Raw genomic sequence first — 16937 nt, 5'->3', positions numbered from 1 at the left:
TTGCGGCCCCGGCGAACCGGGGAAAAGTGATTACCACTGATAACTCACGAAAATTTTGCCATTACGACCATCCTGCGGAATGCCTTGCGGCGACCAGTACTCTTTGTCAAAGGCGTTGCCCAGTACCAGCGTGGTGGTCATGCCTTTCAGTGCTTGTTGGCCCTGATAGCTCACGTAAAAATCGTTTACCGCATAGCCAGGCTGTTTAGCGTAGGTGCTGCTGATATGCGTTGAACGGTCAGCAAATGTCCCGATCCAGCCTACGGAGAAACCGCTGTGCGCAACCGGCACATTCAGTTTGCTGGTGACGGTGTCCGGATTAATGCTGGAAATGTATTCACCTGTGTCAGTATCTTTGCCGCGTGTGCGGTTATAGGCCATGTCGAGGCTGAACAGGTCGGCGGTATATTTCGCCATCACGTCCCAACCCCAGATTTTGGCATTGGGAACGTTATAGGACATGGTTGTCGCAGCGGCGAAGTCGACGCTGGTGGAGATGTAATCTTTTGCTTTGGTGTCGAAATAGCTGGCTTTAAATTCGAGCGCATCGCTCGCCATCAGCAGATCGTCAAAGCGCAGGCCAAATCCGTATTCCTGTGTTTCGTTGGTTTCCGGGCGCAGGTTAGGGTTTGGCACCCAGTAGTTAGTGTAGAAACGACCAATCGAGAAGTGTTTCGCATCGTTATACATCTCGCCCATGGTTGGCGCACGGAAGGCCTGAGCGTATGAACCGAACAGCATCAGCCAGTCGGCTGGCGTAACGGTGAGTCCGGCGCGGGACGACCATTTGTCAGCATCAACATCTTCATAGCCGTCGCTGCTGCCGCGATAAGAGTCATAACGGGTACCGCCCAGCAGCGTAACCGGCAGGTCACGCAGGGTGATTTCATCCTGTAGCCAGCCGGAGCTGAAATCGATCTTTGCCTCCGGGAAACCGGTGGTTGAACCACCCGGTTGTTGTTCCTGGCGATAGTATTCACCGCCGTAGGTCAACAGGTGAGATGCAAAAGAGTCGGTAAACAGGCGGCTGCGGTTGTCGATCTTCCCGCCTTTGGTGGTTTGCTTGCGAAATTCGCCAGTGTTATCTGCGTTCTGAGCATTAATGCGCACTTCTGACCAGTAGATACGGGCATCCGCGTTCAGCCAGTCATTGTCTGCAGGAGCAAGCGAGTAGGTCAGTTGCGCATCACGCTGGATCGTTGAACGGTTGGTCATCGGGTTGCTGGCATCCGCCGCACTGGTCTGCGGGTTTTTAGGTTCCCGGGCGTCATTGTTGTAGTAACGCAGCGAGCCGGCCAACGTCTGGGCGCTGTCAATTTTCCAGCTACCTTTCGCCAGCATATTGTTGATCGCTTCATCGTTTGGCGCTGTAGTACCGTCGCTCTGGCGCAAATCACCGCGATCGCGACTCGACCATGCAAGCAGTCCGTCCAGCGTATCGGTGCGCCCAAATGCGCTGGCGCCCATACCGAGGCTGTGATCGCCGGTTGCCGCGGTACCGAACACGCGGTAACCGCTGTTTTGTCCGGCTTCCAGCAGATCTTTGGCATCCGCAGTGTCATAGGCGATCACGCCGCCCAGCGCGCCGCTACCGTACAGTAGTGCGGAAGGGCCACGCACGACTTCGATACGTTTGATAAGCGCCGGGTCGAGGAAGGTGCTGTTCAGGTGTCCGGTGTCAGTTCCCTGACGAACGCCGTCAACCAGTACCAGAACGCCACGTCGATCGTAGCCGCGCAGATTCACGTCCTGGCCATTGGTACGACCCGTTCCATCGAGGGTTAGACCCGGAACCGTCCGCAACAGATCTGCTGCCGAACTGGCGGTCTGGTTTTCCGGGGCGGTGGCATCAATCACGCTGACCATCATCGGCGCTTCAAAGGCACTACGGGCATTGCCGGTGGCGGTAACGGTCATATCTTCGACCGCCGCATAGGCTACGGCGGGCAGGTTACTGACAATCGCCAGCGCCAACAGCGATGGGCGCAGGGAAGCGGTGTGCAGGTAAGGCATAGCAACTCTCCATTAGGAAATCGAAAAGCGCTGGCTGCCTGGGTATGACCTGGGTGGCTGGCGAAATGTGTTGTTTATTTAGTCAGAATGAGTTTTCCGGCTTGCGTCTGGCGCAGCAGGTAGTGCTGACCATCATGTTCTATGATCACGCGTCCTTCGTTACCCAGCAGGGTTTTACTGTCAATTCGTCGCTCGTTTGGCGCGACGGAAGGCGGTGTTGTGTCTTTTGTAGGCGTAGCCGTTGTGTTATCCATACGTGACATAGTGTTTAAAAATAACAATCAATGTAACAATGATAATCATTATCATCAAACTGCAAATTTGCGGCAAGCGTTTTTGTGAAATAATTGTGACGAGAACGTTTTTTGCACAACAATTGGGGAAAAACAAAGGATTAGCACCGGGCAAAGTGATATTGCCCGGTGAACAGCATTAAAAACGGCTATCAACCGCAGAGGCGAGTTTTTCAACCAACAGTTCAGTATCTTCCCAGTTCAGGCACGGGTCGGTAATAGACTGACCGTAAACCAACGGCTGGCCGCTAACGATTTTTTGAGTACCTTCACGGAGGAAACTCTCCGCCATGATCCCGGCAATTGCCGTTGAACCGTTACGAATTTGCTGGCACACATCATCACAAACGTCCAACTGACGACGATGCTGCTTCTGGCAATTGCCGTGGCTAAAATCGACCACCAGATGCTCAGGCAGGGAAAATTCGTGCAGGGTATCGCAGGCGGCGGCAATATCTTCAGCATAATAATTCGGCTTTTTACCGCCACGCATGATGATATGCCCGTAAGGGTTACCGCTGGTCTGATAAATGGTCATCTGACCGGTTTTATCCGGCGAGAGGAACATGTGACTGGCGCGGGAGGCGCGAATCGCATCGACGGCGATGCGCGTGTTGCCATCCGTTCCGTTCTTAAAACCGACCGGGCAGGAGAGCGCGGAGGCCATTTCACGATGGATCTGACTTTCGGTGGTGCGCGCGCCAATAGCTCCCCAACTGATTAAATCGGCAATAAACTGGCCGGTCACCATGTCGAGGAATTCAGTCGCCGTGGGGACGCCCAGTTCGTTGACCTGCAACAGCAGTTTTCGCGCCAGTTCAATACCGTGGTTTACACGATAACTGCCGTTCAAATCCGGGTCGGAAATCAGGCCTTTCCAGCCCACGACGGTGCGTGGCTTTTCAAAATAGGTACGCATCACGATTTCCAGACGCGCCTGGTGCTTTGTGCGCAGCGCCTGTAATCGTGTCGCGTATTCCATCGCGGCATCAAGATCGTGAATCGAGCAGGGACCTACGATCACCAGTAAACGGGGGTCTTCACCATTTAAAATTTTTTCTATCCGACGTCGGGAGTCCGTAACATGACGGGCGACGGAGGATGAAACAGGATGCCGTTGCGCAAGCTCTGCTGGAGTGACCAGGTTGTCAATACGCGCAGTACGGAGTTCATCGGTTCTGTTCATTACTTGTCTCAGAAATTTGTTGCTTCAACGGCAGGACTACCGGGAAGTGATGTACATCACAATATCACACTCATCCTGCCTGGTGGCGAGCATAATAACAAAAAATCGAACCAATGCACTAGCATTCTAGTACATGCGGCGATTCAGTCCCATGATATCGAGGATCTTGGTAGCAATCTCTTCTACCGAATAATTGGTACTGTTCAGCCAGGGGATCTGGTTTTTCCGGTACAGCGCTTCTACCTCAGCAACTTCCATTCGGCACTGTCGCAGCGAGGCGTAACGGCTGTTCTCACGGCGCTCTTCGCGGATGGCCGCCAGGCGCTCAGGGTCGATAGTCAGACCGAACAGCTTATGCTGCAACGGCTTCAGTGACGCTGGCAGCACCAGATTATCCATATCATCGGCAATAAAGGGGTAGTTGGCGGCGCGGATACCAAACTGCATGGCCAGATACAAACTGGTTGGGGTTTTGCCGCAACGAGAAACGCCGAGCAGGATCACCTGGGCCTGATCGAGGTTGCGCAACGAAATACCGTCGTCGTGGGCGAGGGTGTAGTCAATGGCGGCAATGCGCGCGTCGTACTTGTTGAGGTTACCGGGATTCAGACCGTGCGTGCGATGGGCGATAGGTGTAGGGTCGAGCTTCATCTCATGCTGCAGCGGAGCAACCAATGCCTGCACGATATCCTGACAAAATCCCTCGCTTTGCAGAATGATTGAGCGAATTTCTGGCAGGACGATGGAGTAAAACACCAAAGGGCGCACGCCAGTTTGTTGGTAGATCGCGTCAATCTGGTCTTTAACCGCGCGCGCACGACTCTCATTTTCCACAAACGGCAGCGTAATGCTGCTGATCGTGACCGGGAATTGCGACATCACCGCGTGACCCAAGACCTCGGCGGTGATGGCCGTACCATCAGAAATATAAAATACGTGACGATCAACAGCATTATCCATTTTGCTCATCCTGGGCAGACATAATTCTCTGAAAGCATAAATTAAAATTCGCCAGAAGCGAATATTGCTGCATCTTTTTTATAAAATGAAACGGTATTTTTATAATTAATGAAAAGTGCATTTCATTTTTCGGAACAAATATTTATACCGGTAGTTTTTGTGGAGATCCCCTGTGGCTCGCGGGTTTGCGCAAATGCGGAAACAATCTGAAAAAATAAAAAATAAAGTTGCTTGAACGATTCACCGTTTTTTTCGCTGGAGTAAATATGCAAAGATAATTACGCAAAATTGAGTTTCCTAACCTCGTTCAAATATAAGGATTGTTCGATGTCCAACAATGGCTCGTCACCGCTGGTGCTTTGGTATAACCAACTCGGCATGAATGATGTAGACAGAGTTGGGGGCAAAAATGCCTCCCTGGGTGAAATGATTACTAACCTTTCAGGTATGGGTGTTTCCGTACCGAATGGTTTTGCAACGACCGCCGACGCGTTTAACCAGTTTCTGGACCAGAGCGGTGTAAACCAGCGCATTTATGAGCTGCTGGATAAAACGGATATTGACGATGTCACCGAGCTTGCAAAAGCCGGCGCGCAGATCCGCCAGTGGATTATCGACACTCCTTTCCAGCCGGAGCTGGAAAATGCCGTCCGCGATGCCTACGCGCAGCTGTCAGCGGACGATGCCCATGCCTCTTTTGCTGTGCGATCTTCCGCAACCGCAGAAGATATGCCAGATGCGTCATTTGCCGGTCAGCAGGAAACCTTCCTCAACGTCCAGGGATTTGATGCCGTGCTGGTTGCCATCAAACACGTATTTGCCTCGCTGTTTAACGACCGTGCGATCTCTTATCGTGTCCACCAGGGTTATGACCATCGTGGCGTAGCGCTCTCTGCGGGTGTGCAGCGGATGGTGCGTTCTGACCTCGCGTCTTCCGGCGTCATGTTCTCCATCGATACCGAATCCGGTTTCGATCAGGTGGTGTTTATCACGTCTGCATGGGGCCTGGGCGAGATGGTCGTGCAGGGGGCCGTTAACCCGGATGAATTCTACGTGCATAAACCGACGCTGGCGGCTAACCGTCCGGCTATCGTTCGTCGCACCATGGGTTCGAAAAAAATCCGCATGATCTACGCGCCGACTCAGGAACACGGTAAGCAGGTAACGATCGAAGATGTGCCGCAGGAACAACGCGACATTTTCTCCCTGACTAACGAAGAAGTGCAGGAACTGGCCAAGCAGGCGGTGCAGATCGAGAAGCACTACGGTCGTCCGATGGATATCGAATGGGCGAAAGACGGTCATACCGGTAAGCTGTTCATTGTGCAGGCGCGCCCGGAAACCGTGCGTTCTCGTGGCCAGGTGATGGAGCGTTATACGCTGCATGCGCAGGGTAAAATTATTGCTGAAGGTCGTGCCATCGGTCACCGCATTGGTGCGGGTCCGGTCAAAGTCATCCAAGACATCAGCGAAATGAACCGTATCGAACCAGGCGACGTACTGGTTACCGACATGACCGACCCGGACTGGGAACCGATCATGAAGAAAGCAGCGGCGATTGTCACCAACCGTGGCGGTCGTACCTGTCACGCGGCAATCATTGCCCGTGAACTGGGGATCCCAGCCGTGGTGGGCTGTGGCGATGCGACCGAGCGTATGAAAGATGGTGAGAAGGTTACTGTCTCTTGTGCCGAAGGCGACACCGGTTATGTTTACGCTGACATGCTCGACTTTAGCGTGAAGAGTTCCAGCGTGGAGACCATGCCGGATCTGCCGTTGAAGGTGATGATGAACGTCGGTAACCCGGACCGTGCTTTCGACTTCGCCTGCCTGCCAAACGAAGGTGTCGGTCTGGCGCGTCTGGAATTTATCATCAACCGCATGATTGGCGTACACCCGCGTGCACTGCTGGAGTTTGATGACCAGACGCCTGAGCTGCAAAATGAAATCCGCGCCATGATGAAAGGTTTCGATTCTCCACGTGAATTCTACGTTGGTCGTCTGACGGAAGGGATCGCGACGCTGGGGGCGGCGTTTTATCCGAAACGCGTCATCGTGCGTATGTCTGACTTTAAGTCCAACGAATATGCTAACCTGGTCGGCGGTGAGCGTTATGAGCCGCATGAAGAGAACCCGATGCTGGGCTTCCGTGGGGCGGGCCGTTATGTTGCCGATAGCTTCCGCGACTGCTTCGCGCTGGAATGTGACGCAGTAAAACGTGTCCGTAACGACATGGGCCTGACTAACGTTGAAGTGATGGTACCGTTTGTACGTACCGTTGCCCAGGCGAAAGCGGTGGTGGAAGAGCTGGCACGCCAGGGGCTGAAACGCGGTGAGAACGGACTGAAGATCATCATGATGTGTGAGATCCCGTCTAACGCCTTGCTGGCCGAGCAGTTCCTCGAGTACTTCGACGGCTTCTCCATCGGCTCAAACGACATGACGCAGTTGGCGCTGGGTCTGGATCGTGACTCTGGTGTGGTTTCTGAACTGTTTGATGAGCGTAACGACGCGGTGAAAGCCCTGCTGTCGATGGCGATTCGCGCAGCCAAGAAACAAGGCAAATACGTGGGTATCTGCGGTCAGGGTCCCTCTGACCATGAAGACTTCGCGGCCTGGTTGATGGAAGAGGGGATCGACAGCCTGTCGCTGAACCCGGATACCGTCGTGCAGACCTGGCTGAGCCTGGCTGAACTGAACAAGTAACATCATGCCGGATGGTGGCGTAAGCGCCTTATCCGGCCTACGGTGAGTATCATTCGTGGGCCGGATAAGATGCGGCAGCATCGTCATCCGGTATTCTATCCTTCCACGCTTAAGCCTGATGCAATATTGTCAGTACAGTGCGCAGATCGGTCACTGCGATTTGCCCCGGAGCAGATGCTTTTTTCACTGCACCGAACGTGGCTGCTGAACCAAAAACCTCGCCAGCTAAACGAGAAATCACCCCGTTTTTTGCCATCGACATCGTGATAATTGGACGATCGGCATAGCGTTCATGCATTTCCAGCGTCGCGCTGAGCAGCGTCAGCACATCCGTTTTGCATTGCGGCATCAGCGCAATTTTGGGGATATCGGCGTCCAGTTCCTGCATTTTACGCAGACGCTGAACAATCTCCTCTGCGGCCGGCGTTTTATGAAAATCATGATTCGACATAATAACCAGGACGTTTTTGGCGTGAGCTTGCTCAACGGTTGCTTTAACCTGCACATCACCAGTGAATAGCTCGAGATCGATCATATCCACCAGACCACAGTCTATCGCTGCACGGTTTAGTGCGAAATAGTCTTCAGCAGGTAAGGCCTGCTCGCCGCCTTCCTGCGCAGTACGGAAGGTAAAAAGTAACGGCTTGTCAGGCAGAATCTCGCGGATGGCGCGCGCAGCGTCCAGTACTGCGTCAATGGATGCGACATCGGCAAAATGGTCAACGCGCCATTCCAGAATATCAAAATCCGCTTCGCGATAGGTCAGCGCTTCACTTTTTACCATTGCGATGTCTTTAGCCATTAGTGAGACAATGATCTTCGGCGCACCCTTGCCAATTACGACATTTCTTACAGTTACGGTTTTCATTGATTACCCTATAAATATTGGCTGATATCTGTCCGTCAGCCCCCTGAGCCTTCAACAATATCACGGTTTTGTGCTTGATATCGAAACCACTTTTTTAATTGGTACAGACCTTTGAATGGTGGGAAAGTTAAGAAAGGAGAGTATGGCGATTAGAATGGTACGAAGGACAAAAAAAGCCCATCGTGGGAGATGGGCAAAGACTACACACAGCAATTCGTTGTTTCACTCAGGGGATTTCCATGCTTATAAATCAATGTGTTGATCTAAAGCCATGGGCTAATAGTAGGCATACTGTTTTTTTACGTCGATCAGATTCATCTCAATAGTTTAAAAACTGTAAAGAATTTGCGACACAAATGAGTATTGAAAGAAGGACGGCGTTGGGTCTAATCCCGTAAGAGGGAGGGATTGATTAGTATTGTTAAACAATCAGGCGGCGTTGCCGCCTGATGTTGGATTACTTATTGCGTTCGATTTCAGCAATTTCTTCGAGGATTTCATCCGGATTGGTACCTGGCGCAGGGGCTTCATTTACCCACGCGGAGAACAGACGCCAGGAAACGGCCAGTACTACTGGACCTATAAACAGACCAATCATGCCGAAGGCAATCAATCCGCCGATGACTCCGGAGAGAATCAGGAGCAGTGGCAAATCGGCGCCCATGCGAATCAGCATCGGTCGAATCACGTTATCCAGTGTTCCGACCACGCCGCTCCACACCAGCAGCACGGTGCCCCAGGTTGAATCCCCCGTCCAGTATAGCCAGATAATGGCCGGAATCAGTACCGGTAGCGGCCCCAGTTGCACCAGACATGACAGGATCATCAATACCGCCAGCAGTGTGGCATACGGCACACCGGTTACCGCCAGACCAATACCCCCGAGCACTGCCTGTACCAGAGCGGTGACCACAACGCCTAATGCGACGGCGCGAATGGCTTGTGCTGCCAGCAGAATGGCAGCATCTCCACGTTTTGAGGCAAGACGGCAGGCGAAGTGACGAATACCTAATGCGACTTGTTCACCGCGCCAGTACAACAGGGCACTGAACAGCAGCATCAGGCCACAGTGCATCATAAAGCGGCCGATATGCGCGGCCTGACCGACGAACCAGGTGGTGGTGGTGCCGATATAAGGACGAACCTTGGCCATAATCGCCGAACCGCCCATATCCAGTAAGCTGTGCCATGCGCCATACATTTTGGCACCCACCAGTGGAATGCTGTTCAACCATGCCAGATCCGGTAGCGTCATATCACCTGCGGTTACGGCATGGATCAGCGGCCCACTGCCATCGACGATGCTGTTAACCAGCAGCGCGATGGGGATGATGAACAACAGCACCAGCAACAGCGTCATCACCAGTACGGCAAGTGAACGGCGTCCCCAGAGCAATTTTTGTAAGCGTAGCAGGATAGGCCAGGTTGCAATGACAATCGTGCCTGCCCAGGCAAAACCGAGGATAAAGGGCTGAACAATCCAGAGACAGGCCACAATCAGGATGGCTAAAAACAGCACCGATAGCAGCACTTGTGCAATATCCCTGGGCTGACGGAAATTTACCATAAATACTTTTCACCTTTGTCTTTGCGCCAGAACGTTGACGCGACGTGAATACTTAAATGACACCCTGTAATGATGAGCAATTTCAGCGGTTTTGAACAGGCGGATTCTGCCTGTAAATCTGCTGAGCGTATTAGAAAAAAATGTGATACAACAAACAAAGCAACACGCAAACGATTAAATTCACAACACAGACCGCAGGAAAGGGTCACTATAATGATTCCACAAATTTCTCAGGCACCAGGTGTCGTTCAACTGGTGCTCAACTTTTTGCAGGCGCTGGAGCAGCAAGGATTTACGGGCGATACGGCAACGAGCTATGCCGATCGTCTGACAATGTCGACGGATAACAGTATTTATCAGCTGCTACCTGATGCTGTCGTTTTCCCTCGTTCAACCGCAGATGTGGCGCTAATCGCCCGTCTGGCGGCAGAACCGCTTTTCTCGTCGTTGATTTTTACCCCGCGCGGCGGCGGCACCGGGACCAACGGTCAGGCGCTGAACCAGGGCATTATTGTTGATATGTCCCGCTATATGAGCCGCATTATTGAAATCAACCCGCAAGAAGGTTGGGTGCGGGTAGAAGCCGGGGTGATAAAAGATCAGCTCAACCAGTTTCTGAAGCCTTACGGCTATTTCTTTGCCCCGGAATTATCCACCAGTAACCGGGCAACGCTCGGCGGGATGATCAACACCGATGCGTCCGGGCAAGGATCGTTGGTTTACGGTAAAACTTCCGATCATGTGTTGGGCATCCGTGCGGTGCTGATGGGCGGCGATATTCTTGATACTCAGCCAATGCCGATCGAGCTTGCCGAAATGCTGGGGAAAAGCAATACCACCATTGGCCGCATCTATAAGACCGTTTATGAACGTTGTCGCGATAACCGACAACTGATCATGGATAAATTCCCGAAACTTAATCGCTTCCTGACCGGGTACGATCTACGGCACGTCTTTAACGATGAGATGACCGAATTTGATTTAACCCGCATTCTCACCGGCTCTGAAGGTACGCTGGCGTTTATCACCGAAGCCCGTCTGGATATCACGCCTCTGCCAAAAGTCAGACAACTGGTTAACGTCAAGTACGACTCTTTCGACTCGGCGTTGCGTAATGCACCGGTGATGGTGGAAGCGCGGGCATTGTCGGTAGAAACCGTCGACTCCAAAGTGCTTAATCTGGCGCGGGAAGATATTGTCTGGCACTCGGTCAGTGAATTGATTACCGATGTTCCTGATAAAGAGATGTTGGGCCTGAATATCGTCGAATTTGCGGGTGACGATGAAGCATTGATCGATGCTCAGGTTAGTGCGCTGTGTGAACGTCTGGATGGGTTAATTGCCCGTCAGGAAGCGGGTGTCATTGGTTGGCAACTGTGTACTGAACTCGCGGGCGTAGAGCGTATTTACGCCATGCGTAAAAAAGCCGTCGGTTTGCTGGGCAATGCGAAAGGTGCCGCGAAGCCAATTCCGTTCGCCGAGGACACCTGTGTTCCACCGGAACATCTGGCTGACTATATTGCCGAGTTCCGTGCGCTGCTTGATAGCCATGGCCTGAGCTATGGCATGTTTGGTCACGTAGACGCAGGCGTGCTTCACGTCAGACCGGCGTTGGATATGTGTGACCCGCAGCAGGAAGTGCTGATGAAACGCATTTCTGATGATGTTGTGGCGCTGACGGCGAAATATGGCGGTTTGCTGTGGGGCGAGCATGGGAAAGGTTTTCGTGCAGAATACAGCCCGGCGTTCTTCGGCGAGGAGCTGTATCGCGAACTGCGCAAAGTGAAATCGGTGTTTGATCCGCAAAACCGGCTGAATCCTGGGAAAATTTGTCCACCGGAAGGCGTAGATGCGCCGATGATGAAAGTGGACGCGGTGAAACGCGGAACGTATGACCGTCAGATCCCTCTGGCCGTACGCCAGGAGTGGCGCGGGGCAATGGAGTGTAACGGCAACGGGTTATGCTTTAACTTCGATGCGAAAAGTCCCATGTGTCCGTCGATGAAAATCAGCCTCAACCGTATTCATTCGCCAAAAGGGCGAGCCACGTTGGTGCGTGAATGGCTGCGTTTGTTAGCGGATCGCGGGATCGACCCAATACAGCTGGAAAAAGAGCTACCGGAAAAACGCGCCAGTTTACGTGCGCTGATTGCCCGTACCCGCAACAGTTGGCATGCGCGCAAGGGTGAATACGATTTCTCGCATGAAGTAAAAGAGGCAATGTCCGGCTGTCTGGCATGTAAAGCATGTTCAACACAGTGTCCAATTAAAATTGATGTACCGGAGTTCCGTTCGCGCTTCCTCCAGCTGTACCACACGCGTTATCTGCGCCCGTTGCGCGATCACATGGTGGCGACCGTTGAGAGCTATGCGCCGTTAATGGCACGAGCGCCCAAAACGTTTAACTTCTTCATCAACCAGCCGCTGGTGCGAAACCTGGCTAAAAAGCACATTGGAATGGTTGATTTACCGCTGTTGTCTGCACCGTCGCTGCAACGCCAACTGGTGGGGCATCGTTCCGCCAATATGACGTTGGAACAGCTCGAATTACTCAGCCTTGAGCAAAAAGCGCGTACGGTGCTGGTGGTGCAGGACCCTTTCACCAGCTATTACGATGCGCAGGTGGTTGCTGACTTTATACGTCTGGTAGAGAAGCTGGGCATGCAGCCGGTACTGCTGCCGTTTTCACCAAACGGCAAGGCGCAGCACATTAAAGGCTTCTTAAACCGTTTTGCCAAAACGGCGAAAAAGACATCCGAGTTTCTTAACCGGGTAGCGAAGCTGAATATTCCGATGGTGGGTGTTGATCCGGCGCTGGTGCTTTGTTATCGCGATGAATACAAGCTGGCGCTGGGCGAACAACGGGGTGATTTCCATGTGTTGCTAGCCAACGAATGGTTATCGAAAGCTGTGGAAGCACAGCAGCCAGTCGCTGTTGGCGGTGAACCGTGGTACTTCTTTGGCCACTGTACCGAAGTGACGGCTTTGCCAGGCGCGCCTGCGCAGTGGGCGGCTATTTTTGCCCGTTTTGGCGCAAAGCTGGAGAACGTCAGCGTGGGATGCTGTGGTATGGCTGGCACCTACGGCCACGAAGTAAAGAATCACCAAAACTCATTGGGGATCTATGAGCTATCATGGCACCAGGCAATGCAACGATTGCCGCGTAACCGTTGTCTGGCTACCGGGTACTCCTGTCGCAGTCAGGTTAAACGCGTTGAAGGTACGGGCGTTCGCCACCCATTACAGGCACTGCTGGAGATTATAGGATGATCTGGAAACGTGAAGTCACACTCGAGGCGCTCAATGCCATGGGTGAAGGAAATATGGTTGGGTTGCTCGATATTCGTTTTGTGCACATTGGTGACGATACGCTGGAAGCTACAATGCCGGTGGACCATCGCACCAAACAACCCTTTGGGTTGCTGCACGGCGGCGCATCCGTGGTGCTGGCGGAAAGTATTGGTTCGGTAGCGGGATACTTGTGTACTCAGGGTGAGCAGAAAGTGGTGGGCCTGGAGATCAACGCCAACCATATCCGTTCTGCGCGGGAAGGGCACGTCAGGGGCGTATGTCGCGCGTTACATACCGGCTCTCGTCACCAGGTTTGGCAAATAGAGATCTTCGATGAGCAGGGACGATTGTGCTGTACGTCGCGTCTGACGACCGCAATTTTGTGATGCATATTGCTTTTGGTCATTATCTGCACAGGGAATGGTGTTATACTGTGCAGGTTTTGAACACAAGCGAGGATGATATGTCTACCCAATTAGACCCTGCCCAACTGGCAATAGAATTTTTACGTCGTGATAAAACCGATCTTTCACCGGCTCAGTACCTGAAAAGGCTGAAACAGCTTGAGCTGGAGTTTGCTGATCTGTTGGCGCTCTCTTCAACTGAACTGAAAGAAGAGATCTATTTTGCCTGGCGCATGGGCGTTCATTGATTCCGGTATGCTTATCGTAACGAAACCCCGACACGTGTTCGGGGTTATTTTTGCCTTAAATCTTCATTACCACTTCATCTCACCGCTGTTAACCTTCGCACTTAGTTCAAGCGAGCTTGCGTCCGCCAGACCTGGCCATGCTGCCGTCATGGTTTTAATCACATAATCCGATCCTTTCTTCGCCCCTAACGCCTGCTCAAACGACTGCAAATAGTCCTGGGTGAAGCGAATAGCTTTATCGCCAGTAGGGCGTTCGCCAATGTAGTGACCCGGGACCACCTGAGTGGGCTGTAAGCTCTGCATTTCGCTCAGTACGTTACGCCATGCACTACGCTGTTCTTCAGATTGTGTATCCGCCGTCCAGACGTGAATACCTGAAGCCACGCCTGTGCCGCCAATAATGGCCCGATTCGCCGGGATCCAGATATACGCTGCATAATCGTTGGAGTGACGCAGTTCTAGCGGTTCGCCATCAACCGTGAACTGCGTTTGCGTCGTCGCCTGCGGAACGGTGAGCGATGTTGGCGCGCCGTCCTTCATTTGCGGGCCCCAGAACTGCAGCTTGGCCTCTTTGGTGGCGCGGATATGGTCTACCACCTGCGGTGTTGCCAGAACTTTTACCTGTGGGAAAGCGTTGACGATGGGTTGCAGACCGAAATAGAAATCCGGATCGCCGGAAGTGATCACGATAGCCTTCAGCGTTTTACCGCTGGCGCGAATCATCTGCACCAGCTGTTCGCCATCTTTGGTGCTGAACTGGGCGTCAAACAGAATCGCCTCTTTGGGACCAGACACCAGCGTCGAAGAGACCGGGAAAATACCCTTCTCCTGCGGATTATAGACGTCCAGCTGTAGCGGTGCGGCGAAAGCTGAAGACGCAAACAGAGGTAACAGCAGGGCCAGAGATTTAACTTTCATACCAGGTAACCTTATGCAGGGAATTGTCTTTTGATAGTTCCCGTATTTTAAGCATATTCGTATCTGTTAGAATTCCCTCATTAGGACATGCTGAGTTTCATAAAACGATCGGATGGGATGCAATGGACAGAGTGATGGCGGCAACGGTATTTAACCATATCTGTGATTTGGGCAGTCTGAGCGCCGCTGCACGTGCATTGGGGCTTTCCCGTCCGATGGTCAGTCGTTACCTCGACGAGATGGAAAAATGGGCAGGCGCAAGGCTTATCCATCGCTCATCGCGTCGCTTGACGATCACGCCAGCGGGTGAAGAGGCATTACTGAAAACGCGTTCTCTGGCGCAACTTTCGCTGGATATTGGTGCCGCCAGTGGCGCGCAAATTCCCTCCGGCACGCTACGTGTGGCCTGCGCCCATTTTACCGCCATGCATATTCTTGCTCCGGTTCTGCCGGCGTTTATGGAGCAATATCCGCAATTACGTATTGAGGTGGAGATCAATAATCAACCGGTAAGCCTTGTGGGGGAACGCATCGATGTGGCGATCCGCATAACGGATAATCCCGAGCCTGGGACCATCGCCCGCCGGTTGGGCGACTGTAAATCGGTACTTTGCGCGTCCGCAGATTATCTGCATCAACATGGCACGCCTGAGACAGTCGACGATCTCACTCGGCACAATTGCCTGTACTACAGCGGTTTTGCCGGACAATCCTGGCACTTTTTGGATGCCCAGGGGCAGTCTGTCTCGGTTGCAATCAAAGGGAATTTAAGTGCAGGGATCTCTTCGCTGCCCTGCGAGTCGGCGGTGGCAGGAATGGGGATCGCGTTGGTGCCAGAGCTGGAGGCGCAGGAAGGGCTGGCGCAGGGAGCGTTAATTCGATTACTGCCAGAACTTCAACCTAAATGCTTGCCAATTTATGGTTTATACCTTTCTCGGGAGCATCAGCCTGCGGGGCTACGTTTGCTGCTGGATGCGCTTAGTGGGGCGGCGCAATGCTAAAAAGGTAGCTAAACGTGCTCACAAAATAGTCAAACCGCAAGTTGTGTTAAAAAAAACTTATCGGTGTATGAGATTCTTCTTATCGCCCCTTCAAGAGCTAAGCCATCGTGAGTGCCGGAGATAAGCGCCGGATGGGGCCGGAACCCTTAAGCCTGCCAGCAAGCAGACTTAAGGGTTTTTTGTTGTCTTTATATGTCGCCGCTGCGGGATTGTACGTACTTGTTGCGCGTCTGCAGAACGGAGTTGTCTAAAAATAGCGGTTGTAGATTCAATTGGTCAACGCAACAGTTATGTGAAAACATGGGGTTGCGGAGGTTTTTTGAATGAGACGAACATTTACAGCAGAGGAAAAAGCCTCTGTTTTTGAACTATGGAAGAACGGAACAGGCTTCAGTGAAATAGCGAATATCCTGGGTTCAAAACCCGGAACGATCTTCACTATGTTAAGGGATACTGGCGGCATAAAACCCCATGAGCGTAAGCGGGCTGTAGCTCACCTGACACTGTCTGAGCGCGAGGAGATACGAGCTGGTTTGTCAGCCAAAATGAGCATTCGTGCGATAGCTACTGCGCTGAATCGCAGTCCTTCGACGATCTCACGTGAAGTTCAGCGTAATCGGGGCAGACGCTATTACAAAGCTGTTGATGCTAATAACCGAGCCAACAGAATGGCGAAAAGGCCAAAACCGTGCTTACTGGATCAAAATTTACCATTGCGAAAGCTTGTTCTGGAAAAGCTGGAGATGAAATGGTCTCCAGAGCAAATATCAGGATGGTTAAGGCGAACAAAACCACGTCAAAAAACGCTGCGAATATCACCTGAGACAATTTATAAAACGCTGTACTTTCGTAGCCGTGAAGCGCTACACCACCTGAATATACAGCATCTGCGACGGTCGCATAGCCTTCGCCATGGCAGGCGTCATACCCGCAAAGGCGAAAGAGGTACGATTAACATAGTGAACGGAACACCAATTCACGAACGTTCCCGAAATATCGATAACAGACGCTCTCTGGGGCATTGGGAGGGCGATTTAGTCTCAGGTACAAAAAACTCTCATATAGCCACACTTGTAGACCGAAAATCACGTTATACGATCATCCTTAGACTCAGGGGCAAAGATTCTGTCTCAGTAAATCAGGCTCTTACCGACAAATTCCTGAGTTTACCGTCAGAACTCAGAAAATCACTGACATGGGACAGAGGAATGGAACTGGCCAGACATCTAGAATTTACTGTCAGCACCGGCGTTAAAGTTTACTTCTGCGATCCTCAGAGTCCTTGGCAGCGGGGAACAAATGAGAACACAAATGGGCTAATTCGGCAGTACTTTCCTAAAAAGACATGTCTTGCCCAATATACTCAACATGAACTAGATCTGGTTGCTGCTCAGCTAAACAACAGACCGAGAAAGACACTGAAGTTCAAAACACCGAAAGAGATAATTGAAAGGGGTGTTGCATTGACAGATTGAATCTACA

13 protein-coding genes and 1 other RNA gene are annotated in these 16937 nt (G+C 52.2%); 6 read left to right on the top strand and 8 right to left on the bottom strand.

The window, feature by feature from the left end; genetic code table 11:
• Positions 1 to 30 precede the first annotated feature (30 nt).
• The 4 genes from OGV85_RS08820 to ppsR all read right to left on the bottom strand — a co-directional run bounded on the left by OGV85_RS08820 (position 31) and on the right by ppsR (position 4452).
• Positions 31 to 2013, bottom strand: coding sequence for a TonB-dependent hemoglobin/transferrin/lactoferrin family receptor (locus OGV85_RS08820; protein WP_061548468.1), 1983 nt, complete (start codon positions 2011 to 2013; stop codon positions 31 to 33).
• Between the two features lie 74 nt (positions 2014 to 2087).
• The gene (gene hemP / locus OGV85_RS08815) at positions 2088 to 2276 is read right to left on the bottom strand and encodes a hemin uptake protein HemP (protein WP_003030556.1); all 189 of its coding nucleotides are present in this window, start codon (positions 2274 to 2276) and stop codon (positions 2088 to 2090) included.
• A 169-nt stretch (positions 2277 to 2445) separates the two neighbouring features.
• Entirely contained in the window at positions 2446 to 3492 is a 1047-nt protein-coding gene (gene aroH / locus OGV85_RS08810; protein WP_003030555.1) for a 3-deoxy-7-phosphoheptulonate synthase AroH, read from the bottom strand.
• A gap of 126 nt (positions 3493 to 3618) precedes the next feature.
• A complete protein-coding gene (ppsR, locus tag OGV85_RS08805) occupies positions 3619 to 4452 on the bottom strand; it encodes a posphoenolpyruvate synthetase regulatory kinase/phosphorylase PpsR (RefSeq protein ID WP_003030553.1) in 834 nt (277 codons plus the stop codon).
• A gap of 327 nt (positions 4453 to 4779) precedes the next feature.
• Between ppsR and ppsA the strand changes: the two genes are divergently transcribed.
• A complete protein-coding gene (gene ppsA, locus OGV85_RS08800; protein WP_003030548.1) occupies positions 4780 to 7158 on the top strand; it encodes a phosphoenolpyruvate synthase in 2379 nt (792 codons plus the stop codon).
• 109 nt (positions 7159 to 7267) lie between these two features.
• Here the strand turns inward: ppsA and aroD are convergent, their stop codons facing one another.
• The 3 genes from aroD to ydiK form a co-directional block, all read right to left on the bottom strand.
• Positions 7268 to 8026, bottom strand: coding sequence for a type I 3-dehydroquinate dehydratase (aroD, locus tag OGV85_RS08795; protein ID WP_048219016.1), 759 nt, complete (start codon positions 8024 to 8026; stop codon positions 7268 to 7270).
• A gap of 165 nt (positions 8027 to 8191) precedes the next feature.
• Positions 8192 to 8299, bottom strand: an RNA gene (gene rprA / locus OGV85_RS08790) — antisense sRNA RprA.
• A 184-nt stretch (positions 8300 to 8483) separates the two neighbouring features.
• A complete protein-coding gene (gene ydiK / locus OGV85_RS08785; protein ID WP_003030544.1) occupies positions 8484 to 9593 on the bottom strand; it encodes an AI-2E family transporter YdiK in 1110 nt (369 codons plus the stop codon).
• 213 nt (positions 9594 to 9806) lie between these two features.
• Between ydiK and ydiJ the strand changes: the two genes are divergently transcribed.
• From ydiJ to OGV85_RS08770, 3 genes are all read left to right on the top strand, one after another.
• Complete coding sequence (gene ydiJ, locus OGV85_RS08780; RefSeq protein ID WP_057064632.1) at positions 9807 to 12863, top strand: D-2-hydroxyglutarate dehydrogenase YdiJ; 3057 nt, start codon at positions 9807 to 9809, stop codon at positions 12861 to 12863.
• Positions 12860 to 13270: a 1,4-dihydroxy-2-naphthoyl-CoA hydrolase gene (menI, locus tag OGV85_RS08775; protein ID WP_003030541.1), complete on the top strand. Its 411-nt coding sequence runs from the start codon at positions 12860 to 12862 to the stop codon at positions 13268 to 13270. The genes ydiJ and menI overlap by 4 nt, the downstream gene beginning before the upstream one ends.
• A gap of 77 nt (positions 13271 to 13347) precedes the next feature.
• The gene (locus OGV85_RS08770; protein WP_003030540.1) at positions 13348 to 13536 is read left to right on the top strand and encodes a YdiH family protein; all 189 of its coding nucleotides are present in this window, start codon (positions 13348 to 13350) and stop codon (positions 13534 to 13536) included.
• Positions 13537 to 13602: 66 nt separating this feature from the next.
• Here the strand turns inward: OGV85_RS08770 and OGV85_RS08765 are convergent, their stop codons facing one another.
• Positions 13603 to 14454 (bottom strand): Vmh family MBL fold metallo-hydrolase, encoded by an 852-nt coding sequence (locus tag OGV85_RS08765; protein ID WP_061548467.1) that lies wholly within the window; start codon positions 14452 to 14454, stop codon positions 13603 to 13605.
• A 122-nt stretch (positions 14455 to 14576) separates the two neighbouring features.
• On the opposite strand from OGV85_RS08765, the gene OGV85_RS08760 reads away from it, so the two are divergent.
• Together OGV85_RS08760 and OGV85_RS08755 are read left to right on the top strand one after the other, a co-directional pair.
• Positions 14577 to 15455: a LysR family transcriptional regulator gene (locus OGV85_RS08760; RefSeq protein WP_286553426.1), complete on the top strand. Its 879-nt coding sequence runs from the start codon at positions 14577 to 14579 to the stop codon at positions 15453 to 15455.
• A gap of 323 nt (positions 15456 to 15778) precedes the next feature.
• Complete coding sequence (locus OGV85_RS08755; protein WP_001254932.1) at positions 15779 to 16930, top strand: IS30-like element IS30 family transposase; 1152 nt, start codon at positions 15779 to 15781, stop codon at positions 16928 to 16930.
• Positions 16931 to 16937: the final 7 nt, after the last annotated feature.

Origin of the sequence: Citrobacter sp. Cf132 (assembly GCF_030333885.1) — a bacterium.
GTDB classification, from domain to species: domain Bacteria; phylum Pseudomonadota; class Gammaproteobacteria; order Enterobacterales; family Enterobacteriaceae; genus Citrobacter; species Citrobacter freundii.
Note: the sequence above shows the minus strand (reverse complement) of the source record. Positions and strands in the feature narration are given on the sequence as shown.

Bases quoted from the DNA above. Each gene is read 5' to 3' on its own strand.
- aroH (WP_003030555.1), bottom strand. From the start codon at position 3,492: ATGAACAGAACCGATGAACTCCGTACTGCGCGTATTGACAACCTGGTC.
- OGV85_RS08755 (WP_001254932.1), top strand. From the start codon at position 15,779: ATGAGACGAACATTTACAGCAGAGGAAAAAGCCTCTGTTTTTGAACTA.
- OGV85_RS08820 (WP_061548468.1), bottom strand. From the start codon at position 2,013: ATGCCTTACCTGCACACCGCTTCCCTGCGCCCATCGCTGTTGGCGCTG.
- ppsA (WP_003030548.1), top strand. From the start codon at position 4,780: ATGTCCAACAATGGCTCGTCACCGCTGGTGCTTTGGTATAACCAACTC.
- OGV85_RS08770 (WP_003030540.1), top strand. From the start codon at position 13,348: ATGTCTACCCAATTAGACCCTGCCCAACTGGCAATAGAATTTTTACGT.
- ydiK (WP_003030544.1), bottom strand. From the start codon at position 9,593: ATGGTAAATTTCCGTCAGCCCAGGGATATTGCACAAGTGCTGCTATCG.
- hemP (WP_003030556.1), bottom strand. From the start codon at position 2,276: ATGTCACGTATGGATAACACAACGGCTACGCCTACAAAAGACACAACA.
- OGV85_RS08765 (WP_061548467.1), bottom strand. From the start codon at position 14,454: ATGAAAGTTAAATCTCTGGCCCTGCTGTTACCTCTGTTTGCGTCTTCA.
- OGV85_RS08760 (WP_286553426.1), top strand. From the start codon at position 14,577: ATGGACAGAGTGATGGCGGCAACGGTATTTAACCATATCTGTGATTTG.
- aroD (WP_048219016.1), bottom strand. From the start codon at position 8,026: ATGAAAACCGTAACTGTAAGAAATGTCGTAATTGGCAAGGGTGCGCCG.
- ppsR (WP_003030553.1), bottom strand. From the start codon at position 4,452: ATGGATAATGCTGTTGATCGTCACGTATTTTATATTTCTGATGGTACG.
- ydiJ (WP_057064632.1), top strand. From the start codon at position 9,807: ATGATTCCACAAATTTCTCAGGCACCAGGTGTCGTTCAACTGGTGCTC.
- menI (WP_003030541.1), top strand. From the start codon at position 12,860: ATGATCTGGAAACGTGAAGTCACACTCGAGGCGCTCAATGCCATGGGT.